Genomic DNA, 19819 nt, shown 5'->3' with positions numbered 1-19819 from the left:
ATAGGATGTCGAAGGGTTTAAGGGACTACTGGACACTGATCATATGCAGCTGTCTGAGCTTCAGTGCTCAGGCTGACATCGCATCGTCCGATCGCTACACGCTGCTGAGCCGATCCAATCCGGCGCACATGGACGTCACGCTGGACCGCACGCAATGGCAATGGGTGCGCAACAAGCGCGAACTGGTGCTGGGCACGTCCGCCCCGGACTATCCCCCTTTCGACATGACGCTGACCGGGCACGATTACGAAGGGTTCACGGCGGACTACGCCGGGATCATCGGCCGGGCGCTGGACCTGCCGGTCAGAGTGCAACGCTATGCGACCCGAGACGCCGCCATCACCGCCCTTCAGGACGGCGAAATCGATTTGCTGGGCAGCGCCAATGGTTACGAGGCCCACCAGCGCAACGTGACCCTGTCCACCCCGTACGCGGTGGATCAACCGGTGCTGGTCACCCGGATCGGTGAAAGCCGCTCCCTGAGTGACAACCTCAACGGCCTGCGCCTGAGCATGGTCTATCACTACCTGCCCCCCGATGACATCAGTGCGCTTTACCCCAAGGCCCGATTGCAAACGTTTCCCTCGTTCCAGAGCGCAATCAATGCCGTGGCCTTCAACCAGGCGGATGTGTTTCTCGGCGACACCATTTCCACCCATTACCTGATAAACAAGGGCTACCTGAACAACGTCCAGATGGCCAACTTCGGCAAGCACGAAGCCAACGGCTTCAGCTTCGCCACGCGCACTGATGATCCCATGCTGATGACCCTCATCAATCTGGTGCTCAAGGGCATTCCCGTGGAAGAGCGTATCTCGATCTCCAAGCGCTGGGGGGCCGGCAGCGACCTGATGCTCACCGACCAGAAGCTGCAACTGACTGCGCGTGAAGAACGCTGGATCGCTCAGCATCCAAAGGTCCGGCTGGTGATCAACGATGCCTACGCGCCGCTGACGTTCTTCGACGCCAGCGGCAATTTTCGTGGGGTGACCGCTGACCTGCTCGAACTGGTGAGACTGCGTACCGGGCTCAAGTTCGAGGTCAGCAATGCCCCCGACATGAACGACATGATGAACCAACTGGCCCAGGGGCGGGCCGACCTGATCGGCGCCATGATCCCCAGCGACGAGCGTGAAAACCGCTTCAATTTCAGCCGCCCCTATCTGGACAATTCGTTCGTACTGGTCACCCGCAAGCAAACCTCCAGCCCGGCCAATCTCGAACAGCTGGCCGGCAAGCGTGTGGCGCTGGCCTTGGGCAGCCCGATCCTTGCGCACCTGCGTCAGGCGTGGCCGGATATCTACCCCGTGGAAGTGGACAACCCCTCTAAAGCCCTCGACATGCTGGCCCATGGACGGGTCGAAGGTGCGATCACGTCGTTGCTCACCGCCAGTTATTACCTGTCGTCCAGAGCGCTGCATGATGCCTTGCAGATGCGCGTGACCGTGGGCAATGAACCGGCGCGCATCGCCATGGCCACGTCGCGCAACGCCACCGAGCTCAGCGGCATTCTCGACAAGGCGCTGTCGAGCATTGCCCCCGAAGACCTGATGGTCATCAACAACCGCTGGCGCTCCTATATCCCGGCCAGTCACGGCGCGTGGCAGGATTATCAGCTGCTGATCTATCAGATCGTGATCGGCGCCGGCCTGCTGCTGCTCGGGTCCCTGGCCTGGAACGCGTGGATGCGGCGCCAGATCAAGCAACGGGAACGCGCCGAACGGGCGCTCAATGACCAGTTCGAATTCATGAGCGCGCTGGTCAACGGCACGCCGCACCCCATTTACGTACGTGATCGCAACGGCCTGCTGCAGATCTGCAATGACAGCTACCTCGCCGCGTTTGCCGCCAAACGTGAGGACGTCATTGGCAGCAGCATTCTGGACGGCGTGTTGAGCGACACCGAGGAGGCCCTGGGGTATGTCGAGGATTACCAGCGGGTCATGGAACAGGACACGGTATAAACTCCAATTTAAATCATATTAATCATAGGCTTAGCTATGTTTACATGCATTTTCAGTAATCTGTTATCGCTCATTTCCTCCCTAATAAAATCAATCAGTTATGGTTGTGTTTTGGGGAAGATAACTTCATACCTAAACGCCTAGCTGCCTCCAATGTAGGTTCACTAACATCTCAGATTGCAAGATTGGTCTACGCTTCGAAGGCTTGGAAATAGCCAAGCTAACCATAAGGATGGCGAAAAATGGCGGATGATTTAGGTGATCGCGGACCGCGGGACAGAGCACGCGTGAACACCTCTGAGCCCTGGGAGCTAAAGCATTGGACGAAGGAGTTTGGTGTGACTGAAGAACAGCTCAAAGCTGCAGTGAAGGATGTCGGGCCAATGGTCGTCGACGTTCGCAAAAAGCTGGTGAAATAGATTGTTCTGTCCCTGCGGTGTGCCGCAGGGACAGACAGCCTCGGAATCTGAACTCTAGATACTGTTTTTTGTACAACGCATTTCGAATCCGCTTCCTTCTTTACCAAATATTGGGCTAAGCCGCTAGGACCCTCACACTGCGGGACTTTCAGCTAAGCATGACACGACATGGTTCCACAGCACTCGGGGGATTCATTCCCCCAAGCACCGCGCCCGTTTTCAAGACCGCAGATTTTTCGATAAAAAACAATGAGTAGAGAGCTTATTGTTTTCACCCGATGACATATCTGGCTGACCTGCATCTCGCAAAAATCAAAAGGTAAAATCAAAAGGTAAAATCTCAGGTGCGGAAATTATTCTAAGTTCCAGCCGTTGAGGTTCTCCCTGCAGCCAGAGTAATATGCCAAGACTTAAGGTAATTATCCCGCCCGTGCTAGCGCGAATTCGGACAAGGAGACACCATGAGCGAAATGCCACCACCTCGTCATCCAGTGTTACCACCTGACGTGTATCACGCCTGGGAGGAGCTGGTGCAGGCTGTCCGTGAGGCCACTCAAATATCTCAAGCGCATCTAGAAGCAGTCAGAGCTGAGGGGTTCGTTCTAGCGTTAAGCCGAGCCCAAATAATCATTAACCGGGATACTCAACAAATGCGGGCATACTTGCGGCAGGCTTTGATGGAAGCTGGCGAGCGCTTGTGATCTGTGCGCATTGTTGCCATACAAATAAAACAAGGAGTTTAGAGCATGTGTAACGACATAGAGCTGATTAGTATACCTTTAATCTCTTGGGTAACTTTGGCAATGGAAGGCTGGGCTGCGCGCTGGATCATCTTGGCCGATGGCCGAATCGGATGCGTGGCTTGTGGCGCAACTCAACTTGCAGGCAATGCAAGTGAAGAGTTCGAACATGTCCCCGGCTGCAGGCACTGCCTGGGCGAAGTCGTTCAACACCCGTGGCTTTCGCTGCGAGATAACCTGCGTCGCCTGCCACCCGATGACACTCATTAATTTCTGTCGACGGCCGGGGTAGGCGAACGCAACTTTGATATCTGGAGTCCCCGGGCCGTTCGTCTATAATTCGCAGCGTCCAGCGTCATAATCACTCAGTTTCCCCAGCTCCCCCAGCTGAAAACGAGGGTTCGATTCCGTTCACCCGCTCCAACCAATTCAAGGCTTCCAGCCTACCCCGCATTAATCTAGGTGCTGCTTCCACAATCGCCGACACTTACCTCTGAGTCCAAATCCTCGACAAAGCGCTGACCAGACACTTCATCCGGCCTACCTCGCACTGCATCAAAAATTAGAAAACTGTACATAAAAACAGTGCCCAGCTTCGAGAGGCCGACGGTAGATGCAGTATCGTTACGCGCCCGTATCGGCCCTACGGCGAGTTAATCGACCCTCACATCTACACCGAGACAGGGCAAAGAGTAACCCTGGTCGGATTTGATCCTGTCGACTACAGCGGTTTCGCTGGATATGAGCAGAAGGCAGCACTGCTTCAGGTTCAGCGCGCAATCATGAAATACGCCATGGGTGCATGATTTACCTAGCCGCTGACCGCCTGAATGCTGGAATTGGCAAGATATGTTCACGGAACGCTTACTGGTTTCGCCGGACGCTTATACGTGGAACAGCCTGACCCCGCGTTGCTCTTCCAGTCGATGCATCGACTTACCGATACCGGACGATGAAAGCTTGTTCCTATCCCTTAACTTAAGAGGGATAGTACCCTAGCGTTCATAACGCTACCTCACTATTAACTGCTGGTCGCTTTTCTGGAAATAAATCGAAGCGAGAACTCCACAGGCGGTATGGGCTTCCCGAACAAATAGCCTTGTGCTTCTAAGCAGTTGTTATTTTTTAGGAAATCGAGTTGTGCCTCAGTCTCCACGCCTTCTGCAATAACTCCGAGACCAAAACTTTTGCCGAGATAGATAACCGCTTTCACGACGGCAGCATCTCCTGGGTCGGTGTTAACGTCGCGAATAAACGACCTATCAATTTTTAGACGTGTGACAGGATACTGTTTCAGTAAGCTGAGTGAGGCGAAGCCTGTACCATAGTCGTCGAAGGCGAGCCCTATTCCTAGTTCGCGCAGATCATTTAGAAGCCGTACCGTGGTCCTATCCCGACCCAGAAGAATGTTCTCTACAAGTTCAAGTTCAAGAGCTTCGGGCGGGAGTGCTGTCTCCCTAAGAACCTCTTTAACTACGGAAAGAAGTCTCCCTGATCGCAGTTGTGCATCAAACAAGTTAACGCTGATCCTGAAGTCGGGAACATCCTTCCGCCATTTGACAGCTTGCTCGCAGGCAGTGCGCAAGGCCCATGCACCAACGGCGGCGGCTAAGGGCTTCTCACTCAAAACACTCATAAACGAGGCGGGCGACAACAGGCCCCGGGAAGGATGATGCCAACGCATCAACGCTTCGGCACCGGTCAATTTATGTGTGCTTGTCGTTATTTGCGGCTGATAAAAAAGCTCGAATTCGTTATTTTCGAAGGCAAGCTGTAATTCGCGCTCAAAAGTACGCCGTGCGATAGCGACATCGCGAAAGGCGGGCACAAATAGCTCGTACCTTCCTTTGCCTGCGGCTTTGGCCCTATAAAGCGCCAGATCCGCTGCACCTAACAACTCCTCGGAACTACGTCCATGTATAGGGGCAAACGATAGGCCTATGCTCACGCCAATGGAAATCAAATGCCCTGCGAATTCATAGGGTTCAGAAATGGCTAACACTAACTCCTCAGCCAAAGTTCTGGCCGCCCGTACATCATTACCTGCCATTAACGCAACAAATTCGTCCCCCCCCAGCCTTGCCAACGTAAGGGAGTTTTTACAAGTGGATTTCAGACGCAGGGCGACATCTTTTAAAACTGCGTCACCTGCAGAATGACCAAGCGTATCATTGACGTCCTTGAAACCGTCAAGATCGAAGAGGAAAATAGTTGCGGGCTTATTGCCATCAAGTGTAGCTGTTAGAGATGCGCGCCACGCACTCCGGTTAGGAAGATCAGTCAAGGGATCCAGCGATGCTAAGCGAAACAACCGCTCCTCATTTTGGCGGCGCTCAGTGATATCGCGCACAATGGCTCCGATATTGGTCTTATCCCCTTCTCCCCAAGTTGATAGTGAAAACTCCGCGGGAAATTCGCTCCCATCCCTATGCAGGCCTGACAGCTCTACGGTTTGGTCGGCACGTACCATCTTTTCGCCACGTCTCAGTCGCTCCAGCTCAGACTCGTAGATATCCCGCCAACTTTCTGGGACGATAACAGCTCCCGACTTATCCTTGATTTCGCTCGCGGAATAGCCAAAAAGTTTTTCTGCTGCGCGATTCCAGAACGTGATTTGTCCATCGATATCGGAGCAGATAATTGCATCAGGCGAGGTGGCGGCAATATTTTCAAATCTAGCCAGACTGACCGTTTTGACGTACTCGAGGCGGCGCGTCTCCATCCGGTCCATGACAAGATCAGCCAAGTCCGTAAGATTGTGGCGATCTTGTTCAATAAACGTTGTCCGCGGTTCACTATCGATCAAGCAAACAGTACCTAGCCTATAGCCTTTGGGGGTGACAAGGGGCTTTCCGGCGTAGAAACGAATAAAGGGTGGACCGAGCACCAAGGGATTAGAGGAAAAGCGTGGGTCTTTCAACGCATCCGGGACGAACAGAATATCGTCTTGCATGATTGCGTGGGCGCAGAACGAAACTTCACGACTCGTTTCGCAGATGTCAAGTCCTACCCGGGCCTTGAAGAACTGGCGGTCCCGCGCCACCAATGATATCAACACAATGGGTACGTGAAAAAGGCATGCGGCAAGGTGAGCGAGCCGATCAAAATCGCCGGTCTGAGGCGTATCCAGAACTCGATACTCTGCCAAGGCGCTAAGGCGCTTTTCTTCGTCGAACACATGGGACACTGCAGGAATCTCCAAGAAAATTCGAACTCTGTATTCAGGTGCAGTCTATGCCTAAAAAGTTGGTATTGTTTGATTGAAATCTACCACTTTTGCAACGGCAAGCTGGGAGCGACGCCTTTACTGACGACAAGCTGGCGTCGAAAAGATGGATCTAGGCTACCTGGCCTTTGCGACGATCTCAAAGAGGTCTTGCAAGTAATCTATTCCGCGAACTGGGATTTATAAATCGTATATCAATCCTATTTCCAGAAAAATCTATCGAGCTCAAATATTAGCCTCAGGCGCTATAATTCTGTCACGGTGATCAACTCCGTATCCTTCATGGATCAAACGACCTGCGACGCAGTTGCGGCCTTTGGTTTTGGCGCAGTAAAGCAGTCGATCCGCCTCCTCTAAGGAGGCTGTGTGGCCAGTTTTGTCAGGTGCGTTTACCGCCACTACGCCCGCGCTGACCGTGACACTGCCCATCGGGCTGGCTGAATGCTGTATAAGCGCATCTACAATGGATAATCTAACTTTCTCAGCAACTCTCAGAGCACCGGCCAAATCGGTATCAGGTAACAGAATTACAAACTCTTCACCACCATACCTCGCCGCGAGATCACCAGCCCGATTGACGCTGCTCCCGATAAGCCCTGCTACCTGCATCAAACAATCGTCGCCCTGCAGATGGCCGTAGAAGTCGTTGTATTGCTTGAACCAGTCAATATCCAACAAAATAATTGCGATGACTGATTTATTTCGGCTGGCTCGTCCCCACTCCTGTTGGAAGGCGGCATCAAAGCAACGTCGATTGGCCAAATGCGTAAGACTGTCGGTCTGAGCGATGATCTCCAGTTCGGCCCTGGCGATATTCAGTTCGCCTTCCGCTGTGATCACTTGCTGGATTTGCTTGTACAACAAGATGCCCAGCAAAGCCAAAGCGAGAATGATTATGCCAATCAGGCCAACAGATCGATACGCGTATGACCACCATGGTGCGAATACATGTTGGCTTGACACTCCCGCAGCGGCGACGATTGGCAATCCGGACACCCGTCGATAGGCGTAGATCCTTTCCACGCCGTCCACAACAGACGTGATCACCGCCGTACCGCTATCGCTGTTTGGCAAATAACGAGTGAAGATATCGCCTTTGGCCACATTGGTAGTCATCAGTGCAGTCAACGTAGGCCGTCGAGCGAGCAGGTCACCATTGTTCAGCGCGAGGAAAATAACGCCCTTGTCGTCCACATCCATGCGCTCGAAGAACGCTTGAAAATACGCGACGGGCACAGTCGCCAAAGCCACACCAGCAAACGTGCCGTCAGCAGCATTGATTCGCCTGCTGATGGGGATGACCATGTCTCCCGTACTGCGGCTCTGGACGATGGATCCGACGTGAATGGATTCATCTGCATTCTCGCGGTGATAGCCAAAGTAAGCACGGTCCCTGTTGTTTATCGCCTGTACGCCCCAGGAAAAGGAATTGGCGACCCAGTTTCCTTGGGCGTCATAAATGAAGAGCCCTTGAATCGCTCCCATGTTAGCCACGTCCTGAGCCATGAGCTTCGAAAGCCGAGTTTGCTGCTCACCCGTGACGCCATCGTGCTCCACGCGCTCAACGAGATCACGTAGCGTATTGTCAGCCTGCCGCACTGTGTCGCTAGCTTGCTGTTCAGCGGCACGGACGATGTTCGAAACCGCGATCTTGGCGGTGACAATGCGCTCAAGTTTGGACTGGTTCATCTGCCAGGCTGTGGCGAGAACCAACGAGAGACATACCAGGGCAATGAAGCCTATCAGCGCCTTGGTGAGCGCCGAGGGCGAGAGCCTCGCTGACGTAAGGTAAACAGGCTTCATAAGGTCGTCATCAAATTGGCGTTTAGACGATCTATGCAGTTTCCGTACCTGCAGCCTGTTTCAGACGGAGGAGGACTAATTGCACCAATTCGGCCATCAGCCAAGATGATCGCGTGCGCGGCCAGCCTTCTATAGCCAGAGTTACCCAAGAAGATCATCAACGCTAGGGCGTTGATGATGACTCTCCCCCCTTGGGCGCTCCATGACAGTCCGGGTAGACGTCACAGGCGCTCGGAGTTCTCCATCAATGCATGCAACAAGTCTGTACGCATCTGTTGAGTGTCATGGTTATCGATTATTTGGGCTCGGCTCAAGGCGAGGACAAATCCCTCACCTTTGGCTGACTCAAGATGCGCTTGAGACATTTGAGTGGCCTCGCGGACAGCACGCATCCGTTCCTGCCAAGCGTGATACACGTCAGGTGGTAGCACTGGATGACGAGGTGATGGCAGGTTGCTCATTGCATCTCCTTGACTGTTAGTAGGGATTGGGTTCGTCCGAATAGTCGGAAATCCATTTAACAATTGCAACCAATCCGAAGCGCACAGCCGCGATAGGCACTATTGGCCTAGGGTGTGTAAAAACACCGAGCACTATTTGAAGCGCGCGCTTTTATGTCGATTCTGAAACATTACCCAGTCCTATAGCGCGGGATTGCGGGCGGCTTTCACAAGCACGTGGTAACCGAAGCAGATGCAGACTGCTATAGAGCTTGCACCAGCGGCCCGGCCCCGGTATTTATCACGTTCTAAAACGTGCAACCATGCGGTTTAAATTGACCGCTAACTGCGACAGCTCGCCACTGGCGGTCAAGGTTAGTCGAGTACCCTCGCTGCTTTGCAGGGCCAAGTCTCGAATGCTGACCAACGCACGATCTACCTCGCGAGCGACGTAGGCTTGCTCTTCCGAAGCCGTCGCGATTTGTTGGTTGCGGTCATCAATCATTTGCGCAGCGTCGGTGATCAATCGCAACGATCGGCCGGCCTCTTCAGCAGTATTTTGGGTACTGTAAACCTCCTGCGAGCTGTCCGCCATCGAAGCAACCACTTGCGAACTGCGCACTTCCATCGAGGACATCATGGTCTCGATTTCCGCTGTTGAGGCCTGTGTTCTATGCGCGAGGGCACGTACTTCGTCAGCGACGACGGCGAAGCCACGACCCTGCTCCCCTGCACGTGCCGCCTCAATGGCGGCATTCAAAGCCAGAAGGTTAGTCTGCTCGGCAATAGAGCGGATCACACCTAACACCTTGCCGATGTTCTGGGTATCTCCAGCCAGTTGCTGTACTTGCTTCGAGGTCTCATCCACGCGATCTTTCAACGTACACATGGCCATGAGGGTTTCGTCGACTTTCGCCTTACCCGCTTCAGCGGCCTGGGTTGATTCTTTAGCCGCTTGCGAGGTGGACGTCGCATTTCGGGCTACCTCTTCAACCGCCGCGCTCATCTGATTGACTGCGGTAGCTGCCTGCTCGATTTCACTATTCTGTTGCTGTAGGGTCTGGTTAGCGCTTTCGGTGATAGCAGTCATCTCCACTGCGGCCGAGCTCAATTGCGCCGAAGCATCAGAAATGTCTGCAATTGTGTCGCGCAAATTTGCTTGCATGGTATTAAGTGCTGTCATAAGGCGGGCGGCTTCGTCCGAACCTGTCACTGTAAGAGACGAGCGCAAATCTCCACCCGCGATTTCCTCTGCCATCTTCAGCGAGGTATTGATGGGCACTACGATGCTGCGGGTCAGTAAAACTGCGAACAGGATGGTTAGGACCAGTGCAACAGCAACAATGAAAGCAATTACATGGTTACTGTGGTCATACACCTCCGACGCTTGAATTCCGGCAATGGCTGCCCCACTGGCATTGTGTTCGCGCAATAATGTAAGCGCATTCTGGTAAGCTTCTGCCCGAACTTTCTGCTCGGTATTAGCATAATCAACGGCCACATCATGCTGTGTTGTGTCCAAATCGCCGATCCGCGCCAGCCCTTCCAAGAATCGCCCCATTAGCCCTGCCGCAAGCTCGAAAGCCTGGCGCTCCTCCTCGTCCGAAATTAGGTTTTTCCGATAGAAATCGGTCCGTTCACTGAGCACATCACTTGCCTTCGCCAATTGAGCGATTGCCATGGTTCGGGCTTCTGGAGTAGTGGCTGCGAGCAGTCGAATGCTTTCCAGACGTGCCTCCAGCACTGCTATCTGAATATCGTCGGTCGTCTGGATGCTGGCCAGCCAGTTTTTTTCTATGTCTTGCTCGGAACCCCGCAGTTTCCCTAGCTGCAAGTAGGAGAACCCGCCCAAGGCGATCACTAAGAGAGTAATTAAGCCAAAACAAAGCGAAGCTCTTGAGGCGATGGTAAACGAGCGGAGGTTCATAGGTTTTCCAGGATCGGCATTATGGAAGGAGAGCTACTCTGCATGCTATCTGCCGACCACGATAAAACTGTAGCTGACGGAGTCGAAAAAAGCGCCGTTGATCCCAGCCTATGTATGAGCTGACGATTTTAAGACAGTAGGCTGTTGGATCGGCCTCCGGCCGTTCCATAACTTTCTCGGACCAACGGCTTTTGTGGGAAGGATTTTCCAACGTCCGATAGCTCAGGTTGCAAAAATCGCCAGCAAACATCTTCAATTCAAAGCAATCAGTTGTGGTTAATTACATCAGCGTCATTCAGACACACCCACTATAACAACGGCCCTGACGATGCCGAAGATGTCCAGCAGCTTGACCGAAGTGATCATTAAGCCAATCAGATCACGCGCCTGAGTGGCAGCTAACTGCCTGGCCCTCGCCCGGTCTCCTGCGACGGCGACATATTGCGCAGCCTCTGGCTACTGTTCATCCAGGCTCGTTTGAGCGTCTATTCGCTATAGCTCGAGCCGCGCATTGGACTGCACTTTTTGAATCCTGACCATCGCATCCGGCTTCACTGCGAGTGCAGCATCACCGCATCCGGATCGTTCGACACGCATAGGACGCTATAAACCAAGGCGACTATTGCGCCGCCTGCCGGGCCGCCGATCACTCGCCCAATATCTGGCAAGTCATGCGTCGACCGCCCCGTATTGAAGATTGCCTGCGACTCGGTTACTCCAGCCCTTTCCGTAAGTCGGCCAGGTCGACAGCTTGGTGATGAACAGCAGACGCTCGGCATTAAGTCGCATGATTACGTCAGTGACGCTCATTCTCTTCACGGCGGCAATCGATTCCGGTCCAATCTGACCGTCATCCACCACGCTAGCCGCGCGCTGGAGCATTCGGATAGCATTTCCATTTCCATTGTTCACGGCAATATCGAACAGCTGGTATGAAATCGCCTGATCGTACTGATCAGCTTTGGCGCGATCCCAAAAGTCGCGCTTGTAGATCGCCTTTGCCTGGTCGATCATGAGGTGTTTGATGTGGATATCTGGATAACTCATGGCCGATATCCCGAACTTTGAGCCATTCAGCAGACCTTGACCAATGACGCCCGTCGTCCAGTTCCCGCGGTCCTTGGGGTCGGTGCTGAAACCACCTTCATGCCCGACAACTCTTTCAAACGCCAGATCGAATCCGGTCATCACTTTTCTCCTAGCATAAACCGCACTTGGCGGGTGGTTATTACTGGTGATAAATAGTCGTCTTGGGCTCAGATTTCCGAACCCATGTAGTCTTCTATTCAGCCTCATTAAAAAGATTTAGGTATTACGGATGAAATTGCTCGGCCGGCGACTGGCACAAGAAAGAAAAAGGATCGGCTTAAGTCAGGCCGCAATCGCGAAGCTTGGCGGGATTAGGGCCAACGCCCAAGCTCACTATGAGTCTGGTAAGCGAAAGCCTGATGCGAACTATCTAGCGTCTATTTCTGAAGCTGGCATCGATGTCAGCTACGTGGTTACCGGCCATAGAACAGATGGACCGCATTTCGATACAGTCCAAAACATAAGGAATGAGTTACACAACCGGCTCTGGGTTACCGCACAAGCACTCGCTGAACTTGCCCAGATACAAAACCCTTCCGATACGCGTACTCCGCGAGACCACCTCGCCGCGTATGTAAAATTTTTGGACAGGAATAATTGAATCTTGCCCACTGCCCTCTCCGGGCTCGGCAGGATGGCGACGATCTCCCTTTCGATAACTTTCAGGCGTTTTTCCTTCCGATAGAAACCCGCCGAAGCGGGTCGATTGAGGATGGTCAGGCGACTTTAAAGAATGCTTCCATCGGCGGGGCAACGGCAGTCGCCTCAATGATCGACGACGCGCGTTCCAGGTGAAGACCGTCGACCGTATAGCCTGGCTTGAACACCAGACCGTCCTCGCCCAAGAGCGACCAGCGATCCAGCTTGAGCCCGTAGCTTGGGTCCGCCATCGCCAGCGCCTTATATTGCTGCACCACTTCGCCCGCGCCCCAGCCAGCGTGCGGCGTCTGTCCGGCCTCGGTCGTGTAGTCGCCGCTCGTATAGGCAATTGGCAGGACTAGCGCGATCTTGTCCGCAGGAATGCCGCCTTCGACCAGCTCATCACGTCGACCATCCACGCGCGCCTTGCCCATTGCCGCGGTGAGTGCGGACGGATTCAGGAAGTCGTTCGTCGGATGCTCAAGGACTGCGCCGGTGCAGTATTTGTAGTAGGCCTGAATGCGTGGCTCGCCCTTGCCCGCCTGGGTGGTGCTGCCCGCGATGGCGAAGTTAAACGCGCCGGGGCGGACCTTGAACATTTTGATCCCGCGCTGAAACCAGGCTGGCCCCGCGAAGACGTTCGCTGGATCGTTGAAGTTCGACGTGATGCTCGTGCCGATGGCCATGAGCGCCGTGGCTTTCTTACTCTTGTGGCGGGCCAGGATGAACGGGTAATACCCGCCGCTGCGCGATACGGGTTCCGTGCCGGTCCAGGTGAAAGCACCGGGCACGTCCACGTCCGACATCGCTGTCGTCCCGTTGGTACCGTCGCCTGGCTTGAACCGGTACATCGCTGTGCCTTGCCCCTCCGCAGGGTTGCGGTTCGAGTACGGCACGCCCGCGGGGCCGTCGTACAGGATCAGCAGCTTGGCAGTAACGATGGACGCGCCAGGTATCTCGTCCAGTCCAAACGCCGAGGCGGGCACCTCATCGGCGTTCACGTCAGCGGCGCCATCGGCGATTACATAGGACCGCGAGCCGTTCCAGAACACGTAGGCGGGCTTCGGAGCCCCGGGAATGTGCAGGGCCAGCTTCTGCAGAGGCTGAGCGTTGCCGGTGTTCGTCAGTGGCCCAGCGCTGTCTGGCTTCAAATAGGCGTTCATGAAGTTGACGATCAAGTGGGTCGCTGGCTCGTCGCCCATCTGGTGAGCCGTCAGTGTCACGTAGCCGTACAGATCCTGATGGTCCGTGTCGACGTTCATGAACAGTGGGTTCCAGAGCGAACCCACCAGGATCGGCGAAAGGCTGTCCGGGTCCGTGCTGACCGTGTCGCGCTTGTAGACGCTCTTCCAGGCAGCGCCATCGCTATACACCCAGGTAAAGGCGTTTGGCGCCTCGGCCCGGTCGGTCACCTTGACCACTTGCCACGGGTGATCCGCAGCGAGGTAAGTCTGCAGGTCGGCGAGTTTTTTGATTGTGCCACCCGCAGAGCCCGATCCAAGCCTGAGTCCACTGCCGATAACCAGGCTCACTTACCCACCTCATACGCAGCGCCGCCAGAGGGGGTGAAACGCGTTGGCGAATTGCCCAAGGCCAGTCTCCACGAACCGTCGGCATCGAAGGAGTCAGCCACGACCCAGTCTTCACCCACTTGTTTTTCGGCCTTGAGGCTGCCCCCATTCGCCTTAACCACCAGCGTGTGATCGCCGTAACTGAAACGCAAAATGTACTGGTCTGTTCGCATGTTTTCTCCAGGCAAAAAAAATCCCGCTCAATGGCGGGTTGTGGTGTAGCAATACGATCAGGCGGGGGCGGCCGGCCAATTAATGGTCGCCGGGTAGCCGGGCTGGTCTGTGACTCGATTCAGCGCCACGCGGTACTTCTTCCAGGCCTTGAGCAGCGCAATGTCGTCGTCGGTTGCTTCGTCAACGTCGACGGCGTCTTGCAATGGAGCAACCACGAAGTCCGCAAGCGCGCGCAAGCGGGCGTACTCTGCCAAGGCATCTTCCAGCGGGTCGGCCGGAAGATGAGCCGGTTCAGACGCCATCGGCGGCATCTCAAACGGTGGCAACTCTTCAACTGAAACATGCAGCGTGATGCTGTGATCGAGGTTGGCGGGTTCGCCGTCTTTGCCTACGGTTATGAGCAGTTCGCCGTCGGCGTACGAGATGGCCACGGTCTTGTCGCTGTCGGCCTGATTCACCACGTACCCCCATCCCTCGGGTGGCAGGGCCATGCCGAGCGTGCCCAGAACTCGGTAGCGCCCGACTTCGGGATGCGAACTGGTCAATGAGGCAACGCCCAGTGATGTGATATCGATCACCTCCCCTGTCGAGCCGAGGATGTTGATAGCTGCGCGGGTCGTCATGGTCATATCGCCTTCAAAGTGCCGTCAGCGGCGCGGGTGGTGTTGCCGGTGTGGTAGATGGTGTTGAAGCTACCGCCCGGCTGCGCGCCGGAATAGTCGCCCGAACGAAAGCCGATGATGCCGCCGGGTGAACAACCCATGTAGAGCTGTGACCCGAGATAATTCGAGCCGGGAAACGTCAAGTTAAGACAGGTGCCATAGGCAAAGGGCTGGTACTGAGTGCCGTCAGCGATCACCCCAAAGCTTGTTCCCCAGTAGTTCATGCTGCCCATGATCGACGTATTGCCAACGTCTTCGCGCTTTCCGAGCCCAAAGGCCGGCACCGTCATGACCTGATATTGGCCGGTACCAATGTTCGCGTTTGCAGCCGTTCCCAACTGGCTCAGCCGGTTGTAAATCTCGGTGGTCATGCTGTTGATCTTTTCAAAGGCGCCTTTGGCGGGCTCGCCTCGCTTGCCGTTCGCCTGGAGCGTGACGGTATCAATCGCCTGTCGTGTCATTCAGAAACCTCGATATACAAGTTAGGCGCCTGGGCTGGCGAACAGCGCGGACCACTGATACGCCTGGTAGGCGATGTCGTTGTCACCGCTCGATGCACGCGTGTAGAGCAAAAGTTTCCCGGGGAAATTCGGATGAACACCGACATGCATGTACTGAATGCTGTCGCCGGCAAAGGCATTGATCAGCCCGGAAAAGCCATTGGCCATGAAGTACACGTCAGCCCCCGCGGGCTGCCCGACGCTGTAGATCAGCACACCATGGGTGTATCGCCCGTCGGCCTGAAAGGCAGCGGTCTGCTGGATGAACTTCACCAACGGCCAGCCGCTGTCGAAGGTCAGTTGGTTGTTTGTTCTGTTGCGGATGCGGATACCCACCCGCGCGCCGGACGGCGCCGGCGGCATCGGGGTTGCCACGAAGTACAAAAGGTTGCGCGCAACGATCTGGACCATGTTGATGCCGACCGCGATATTGAACCCCGTCCAGTTGCCCGGCCCGCCCCGCATGGTGAAGGTGGTCATGACGGCTTCGCTGTCCAGAAACCTGAGAAACACCAGCGGCGGCGCTGCCGTTGTGTAGGGCGTCGCGAACACCACATGGTGACGCGAGCCCAGAAAGAAGACGGCCGGGACATCAAGCACAAGGTTCGCACTGCCGATGGTGCCGCGCTCACTCACGACAAACACCGGCGTTTGATCATCAACCTGGACCTGACCCACCACCCCTCTTATTCGAATGCCTACCGTCATAAATACTTCACCACCATCAGCTGCCAGGTATTGGCGATGTGCCCGGCACCGACCACCCAGTTCACCTGCCCCGGGGTGATCGATGTCCTGGGCATGATCGCCGGATTGGTTGCCATGAACTGATCGATGCTCGCGGCCGGGTAGCCGAACTGGAAGCACGGAATCAGGAAAGCCCCGTAAGCGCCCTCACTGACATCGGGGACTGCCAGCGCGCCGTTGCCGGTGATCGTCAACACGGTGGAATAGATGACCCGCACCGTGTAGTCAGTGACGTTCAACCGTATGGCGTTGGTGTTTGCATCCCGAATCCGGATACCGGCGGTCACGACAGCACCCCGATTTCCAGGACCAGCACACCCGTTTGCTCATCCCAGTAGCGGTCGTAGTTGGCAGTTTCCTCCCTGCGCATGCCGGTACCGCCGCTGTTGCGCTCCATCAGCCCGGAGACAAAGTCGATACTTAGAACGGGCCTGCCGTTGGGCGCCAGTGCCTTCGAGGTGATGGTCATCCCCAGCACCAGCTCCTGGATGAACGCCTTGTTGATCACCGCGTCGTTGATGTAGACCTGATTGCCCTGTGTCACCAGCAGCGGCTTGATCGTGCTACCGCCGATGTTCGGATCAAAGATCGCCACCCGACTGGCGGCCAGCAGGATCTGCGAGACAGTGATGCCCTTGTCGTTCTCCACACCGACGCCCAGGGACGCCAGGTAGGTGTATCCATCCACCGTGACCTGCGTCTTGATGGTGCTCATCGCCGACAGGCCGCCATCAGTCTTGGCCTGAGCGGTGCTGACGGCGCTGATCGCCGCACTGTTCTTGCCCAGTTGCACCTGCGTCGTATCGACCCGGCTCGACAGCGCGCTGTCTGCTGTCGCCCGAGCGAGCTGCTCCGACTGGAGCAATGCGGCAGTCTGGCCAATGGTGGCGGCCACGGTTTCCACGCGCTGCGCGACCGCTGTCGTGGCATCCGCGAACACCGATTGCACCGTAACGGAACCTGCGTAAACGTCATCCTCGCCGATGTTCCAGGTGTCATCCCCCGTCAGGTCTGGGCTGAGTTGCGCGGTCACACCGTCGATCTTTTCCGCTGCTGCTGAAAGCTCATCGCCGATTTGGCTGACCGTGCTTTTCAGCGCGCTGAGGCCTTGGGCGTTGGCCGCCAGGCCGGTGGCCGGGTTGTTGATTTGTGAGGTCACCGTTTCCAGCCGTTCGGCCTGGGCGGTGATCACGTCATTCACTTCGGTAAGGCCAACACGGTTGCGCTCCACCTGAGCGGCCAGGGCGTTGGCTGTTTGCAGGATCGTCCCAATGTCCTGCCAGTAGGTGGCATTGGGCGGCGCATTCGCGCCTGACGCATCAGCGGGGACGTCCTGTCTGGCCTGGTAAAGGCCCTGCCCCTGCCGGACGATCTCCCCGGCCAGATAGCCGCCTACCTTGTCCTTGTCGTAAACCAGTGCATCGGTGACGTCGCTGATCAGGTCCTGCAGCTCCTGCTTGGCCTCGTCGATCCGGTCATTGACGGACCCCGCACCGTTGCCGGTGATCAGGTCGATCTTGTCGCGCACTTCTTGACCCAGCTCGGTCTCGCCAATCTGCCCGCCGATCACGTCGATGATTTCGCCCACGTCGCTGGACGTCGAGGCCACCACGAACAGGAAGTCGCTCTTGCCGTAGGCATTGGACGATCGCACGTAGTAGAAATAATTGGTGGCGAACGCCAGGCCGGTGTGCGTGAACGAAAGCCCCTGCCCCAGGTACTGCGCAGCGCTCACGGGTGCATCGCGGTTGATGGTGTAGAAATATTCGTAGGTCCCGCCATTGAGCTGGTACTGCAGGTTGCTCGGCACCAGCGTGATGCTGTTGAACGACGAGTAGATCACACAGGTTTCCGGCACCGGCGGGCCGTCGATGTTGATATTGATCGTGGCCTCGCCAGACCGGGCGAGCGGGCCGCGAGCGGACACGCTGAGGGCGTACTGACCCGATGGCAGGCCGTTGATGCTGCATTGCACCGCGGGCGCCGGCACGGTGTGCGCTTGAACCACATTCCGGCCCTGACGCACCACCACGCTGCACTCGGTCACGATGCCCGCTGGCATCACCCAAGACAGCACGCCCTGCACCACCTCGGCAGCAGTGTCTGTCTGCCACATCAACCCAGTCGGCGTGCCAAGGCCGCCGGTAGGCAAGTTGATGAACCCCAGCGGGTTGTAAGGCTGACCCACCGCATCGTCGAAGATCTGCTGGTCGTATTGGCTGACCGACACCGAACACGCGTCATTGGCGCCCATGGCCCAGTCCGTGACGATGAACTCGCCCAGGATGTTCAGGGTGGGCAGGTTGACCCGCACCACGCGCCCCGGGCGGCAGTTGTAACCCGCAAAATTCATCGGCAGCGTCAGCGAGCCCCCTGCCCGCCGGCGCCGGAGTTCCATGTTGGCCAGGCGCTGCGCCTGGTACGGATCGAGCACGTAGCTGAACGACAGCGTTTCCGCCGCTTCGCCGCCGTCTTCTGCGACCCACTGCGCTACGCTGACTTCCGGATAGTCCGTTTCCGTCCAGGACTGGGTGGTATCGATGAAGGTGCCACGCACGGTGTTGATTGACGCATCGTTGCTCGACTCGGTTGTCCCGCTGACGGTGCCGATCACCATGTCTTCGGTGATTTCAAAATCATAGGGGCCGTAATAGGCGCCGGCCTGCAGCATCCAGCGCCCGCCCACGCGGATCAACTTGCCTCCGCACGCGGCCTCAAGCTTCTGCTGGACCTGGGTCTTTTGCTCGTTGGCGCCGATCACGCATCCGGTGCGGTACCGGAACCCGCCGGTGCCGTCCGCGTTGATCACTGCCTCGTCGCAGACGTTGGCCGCACTGGCGAACGTCTCCATGATGATTTCGTCATCCGGCACACCGCAGCGATTGCGCATGTACCACAGCAGATGCAGCGCGGTGTTCTCGCTGTAGCCGGTCTGGCCGTTGCGTGGGTCGAAGATGTCCACGCTGCCGCGCACCTGGAATCGCACATCGGGAATACCCGAGGGAAATTTCTCGGCGCTGTAGCGAAGCGACAGGCGCACGAACGAAAGCCCGCGCCCGATCTGGCTATCCTTCCAGTCCGGGCAGTTGGCCTTGAGAAAGGCATTTACCTGAACCGGATCGACGATCAGCTCATAACTGGCGGCATCGTAGAAATCGTTGATGTCCTGCTCGCCCAGGTAGATGGCGTCAATGCCGGCGATTCGGCCCTCGGCCAGGACGTACACCATGTGAATCCATTCGCCCTCGGTTTGCACGCCGGCCTGCTCCTGCGCCCAGACCAGCACACCGCCGGTGCTGGCCCGGCCGAGGATGAATCGCACCGGCGCCTTGGACGAACGCACGGTCTGCGCCGATGGCTCGTTGTCGCGCAGTGACGAACCGGTATTGAGCTTTTCCTGCTGATCGGCCGCATAAAAGGCCAGCGCCGTACCGGCGACCGCACCCCAGGGGCCGCCCTGCGCAAAACCCACCACTGCACCGACCACCACCTGGGCAATCTTTTTAACCGCACTGCCCATTATTCGATTCTCCAGACCACCAGTGGCTTGCATTCAATGCGGCTGACGCCATCGTCGGCCACGGACCAGAAGGCGCCGGCCCAGTGCACGGCCACACAGCGACCCAAGGGGCCGTCGTACAGCACGACATCACCGCGCTGCACATAAGCGGGCTCGACGCGTTTAAAACACGCGTCCCACGCGCCTTCCAAACTGCCGCCGATGCGCTTGAGCTGACGCTTGGCGCCTGCCTCTGTCTTGTACTTGCCGCGATAGCGCTCGGCCGGATCGACCCCGCACACGGCCACCGCGCAATCTGCCGCAAACAGGCAACAATCAAATTCGCCCCACGAAAAAGGCCGCCCTTGGGCAGCCTTGATTGCTTCGTTCAAACGCGTGGTCCAGTCTCGGTACCGCAT

16 protein-coding genes are annotated in these 19819 nt (G+C 56.5%); 3 read left to right on the top strand and 13 right to left on the bottom strand.

The window, feature by feature from the left end:
- The first annotated feature begins 5 nt into the window (after positions 1-5).
- Together ABQX22_RS13820 and ABQX22_RS13815 are read left to right on the top strand one after the other, a co-directional pair.
- The gene (locus ABQX22_RS13820; protein WP_349800396.1) at positions 6-1964 is read left to right on the top strand and encodes a transporter substrate-binding domain-containing protein; all 1959 of its coding nucleotides are present in this window, start codon (positions 6-8) and stop codon (positions 1962-1964) included.
- Between the two features lie 242 nt (positions 1965-2206).
- Positions 2207-2383, top strand: a complete 177-nt coding sequence (locus ABQX22_RS13815; protein ID WP_349800394.1) for a DUF3606 domain-containing protein — start codon at positions 2207-2209, stop codon at positions 2381-2383.
- 1761 nt (positions 2384-4144) lie between these two features.
- Here ABQX22_RS13815 and ABQX22_RS13810 read toward each other — a convergent pair.
- The 5 genes from ABQX22_RS13810 to ABQX22_RS13790 all read right to left on the bottom strand — a co-directional run bounded on the left by ABQX22_RS13810 (position 4145) and on the right by ABQX22_RS13790 (position 11707).
- The gene (locus tag ABQX22_RS13810) at positions 4145-6310 is read right to left on the bottom strand and encodes a putative bifunctional diguanylate cyclase/phosphodiesterase (RefSeq protein ID WP_349800393.1); all 2166 of its coding nucleotides are present in this window, start codon (positions 6308-6310) and stop codon (positions 4145-4147) included.
- Positions 6311-6574: 264 nt separating this feature from the next.
- Positions 6575-8152 carry a sensor domain-containing diguanylate cyclase gene (locus ABQX22_RS13805; protein ID WP_349800391.1) on the bottom strand — a complete coding sequence of 526 codons (1578 nt, stop codon included), beginning with the start codon at positions 8150-8152 and terminating at the stop codon, positions 6575-6577.
- Positions 8153-8373: 221 nt separating this feature from the next.
- Complete coding sequence (locus ABQX22_RS13800) at positions 8374-8613, bottom strand: hypothetical protein (RefSeq protein ID WP_349800389.1); 240 nt, start codon at positions 8611-8613, stop codon at positions 8374-8376.
- Positions 8614-8893: 280 nt separating this feature from the next.
- Positions 8894-10519, bottom strand: coding sequence for a methyl-accepting chemotaxis protein (locus ABQX22_RS13795; protein ID WP_349800387.1), 1626 nt, complete (start codon positions 10517-10519; stop codon positions 8894-8896).
- 669 nt (positions 10520-11188) lie between these two features.
- A complete protein-coding gene (locus tag ABQX22_RS13790) occupies positions 11189-11707 on the bottom strand; it encodes a glycoside hydrolase family 108 protein (protein ID WP_349800385.1) in 519 nt (172 codons plus the stop codon).
- Positions 11708-11837: 130 nt separating this feature from the next.
- Between ABQX22_RS13790 and ABQX22_RS13785 the strand changes: the two genes are divergently transcribed.
- Entirely contained in the window at positions 11838-12209 is a 372-nt protein-coding gene (locus ABQX22_RS13785; RefSeq protein ID WP_349800383.1) for a helix-turn-helix domain-containing protein, read from the top strand.
- Positions 12210-12324: 115 nt separating this feature from the next.
- Here the strand turns inward: ABQX22_RS13785 and ABQX22_RS13780 are convergent, their stop codons facing one another.
- Genes ABQX22_RS13780 through ABQX22_RS13745 form a run of 8 tightly spaced genes read right to left on the bottom strand, consistent with a single transcriptional unit; the run spans position 12325 to position 19819 of the window.
- On the bottom strand, positions 12325-13779 hold the full coding sequence (locus ABQX22_RS13780) for a hypothetical protein (protein WP_349800381.1): 1455 nt from the start codon (positions 13777-13779) through the stop codon (positions 12325-12327).
- Positions 13776-13991 carry a hypothetical protein gene (locus ABQX22_RS13775; protein WP_349800379.1) on the bottom strand — a complete coding sequence of 72 codons (216 nt, stop codon included), beginning with the start codon at positions 13989-13991 and terminating at the stop codon, positions 13776-13778. The genes ABQX22_RS13780 and ABQX22_RS13775 overlap by 4 nt, the downstream gene beginning before the upstream one ends.
- A 57-nt stretch (positions 13992-14048) precedes the next feature.
- Positions 14049-14615, bottom strand: a complete 567-nt coding sequence (locus ABQX22_RS13770) for a tail fiber assembly protein (RefSeq protein ID WP_349800377.1) — start codon at positions 14613-14615, stop codon at positions 14049-14051.
- Positions 14616-14617: 2 nt separating this feature from the next.
- The gene (locus tag ABQX22_RS13765; protein ID WP_349800375.1) at positions 14618-15115 is read right to left on the bottom strand and encodes a hypothetical protein; all 498 of its coding nucleotides are present in this window, start codon (positions 15113-15115) and stop codon (positions 14618-14620) included.
- Positions 15116-15136: 21 nt separating this feature from the next.
- Complete coding sequence (locus ABQX22_RS13760; protein ID WP_349800373.1) at positions 15137-15862, bottom strand: hypothetical protein; 726 nt, start codon at positions 15860-15862, stop codon at positions 15137-15139.
- Entirely contained in the window at positions 15859-16188 is a 330-nt protein-coding gene (locus ABQX22_RS13755) for a hypothetical protein (protein ID WP_349800371.1), read from the bottom strand. The genes ABQX22_RS13760 and ABQX22_RS13755 overlap by 4 nt, the downstream gene beginning before the upstream one ends.
- Entirely contained in the window at positions 16185-19421 is a 3237-nt protein-coding gene (locus ABQX22_RS13750; RefSeq protein ID WP_349800369.1) for a phage tail tip fiber protein, read from the bottom strand. The genes ABQX22_RS13755 and ABQX22_RS13750 overlap by 4 nt, the downstream gene beginning before the upstream one ends.
- Positions 19421-19819: a DUF6950 family protein gene (locus tag ABQX22_RS13745; protein WP_441005282.1), complete on the bottom strand. Its 399-nt coding sequence runs from the start codon at positions 19817-19819 to the stop codon at positions 19421-19423. Before ABQX22_RS13745 ends, ABQX22_RS13750 begins: the two co-directional genes overlap by 1 nt.

The organism is Xanthomonas sp. WHRI 1810A (genome assembly GCF_040202885.1).
Taxonomy (GTDB): Bacteria; Pseudomonadota; Gammaproteobacteria; order Pseudomonadales; family Pseudomonadaceae; genus Aquipseudomonas.
The sequence above is the reverse complement of the archived record's forward strand: the minus strand, read 5'-3'. Positions and strand labels throughout refer to the sequence as shown.

Excerpts from the sequence above, each read along its gene's own strand:
- ABQX22_RS13820 (WP_349800396.1), top strand. The coding sequence starts at position 6 with ATGTCGAAGGGTTTAAGGGACTACTGGACACTGATCATATGCAGCTGT.
- ABQX22_RS13815 (WP_349800394.1), top strand. The coding sequence starts at position 2,207 with ATGGCGGATGATTTAGGTGATCGCGGACCGCGGGACAGAGCACGCGTG.
- ABQX22_RS13805 (WP_349800391.1), bottom strand. The coding sequence starts at position 8,152 with ATGAAGCCTGTTTACCTTACGTCAGCGAGGCTCTCGCCCTCGGCGCTC.
- ABQX22_RS13800 (WP_349800389.1), bottom strand. The coding sequence starts at position 8,613 with ATGAGCAACCTGCCATCACCTCGTCATCCAGTGCTACCACCTGACGTG.
- ABQX22_RS13795 (WP_349800387.1), bottom strand. The coding sequence starts at position 10,519 with ATGAACCTCCGCTCGTTTACCATCGCCTCAAGAGCTTCGCTTTGTTTT.
- ABQX22_RS13790 (WP_349800385.1), bottom strand. The coding sequence starts at position 11,707 with ATGACCGGATTCGATCTGGCGTTTGAAAGAGTTGTCGGGCATGAAGGT.
- ABQX22_RS13785 (WP_349800383.1), top strand. The coding sequence starts at position 11,838 with ATGAAATTGCTCGGCCGGCGACTGGCACAAGAAAGAAAAAGGATCGGC.
- ABQX22_RS13775 (WP_349800379.1), bottom strand. The coding sequence starts at position 13,991 with ATGCGAACAGACCAGTACATTTTGCGTTTCAGTTACGGCGATCACACG.
- ABQX22_RS13770 (WP_349800377.1), bottom strand. The coding sequence starts at position 14,615 with ATGACGACCCGCGCAGCTATCAACATCCTCGGCTCGACAGGGGAGGTG.
- ABQX22_RS13765 (WP_349800375.1), bottom strand. The coding sequence starts at position 15,115 with ATGACACGACAGGCGATTGATACCGTCACGCTCCAGGCGAACGGCAAG.
- ABQX22_RS13760 (WP_349800373.1), bottom strand. The coding sequence starts at position 15,862 with ATGACGGTAGGCATTCGAATAAGAGGGGTGGTGGGTCAGGTCCAGGTT.
- ABQX22_RS13750 (WP_349800369.1), bottom strand. The coding sequence starts at position 19,421 with ATGGGCAGTGCGGTTAAAAAGATTGCCCAGGTGGTGGTCGGTGCAGTG.
- ABQX22_RS13745 (WP_441005282.1), bottom strand. The coding sequence starts at position 19,819 with ATGCGGTACCGAGACTGGACCACGCGTTTGAACGAAGCAATCAAGGCT.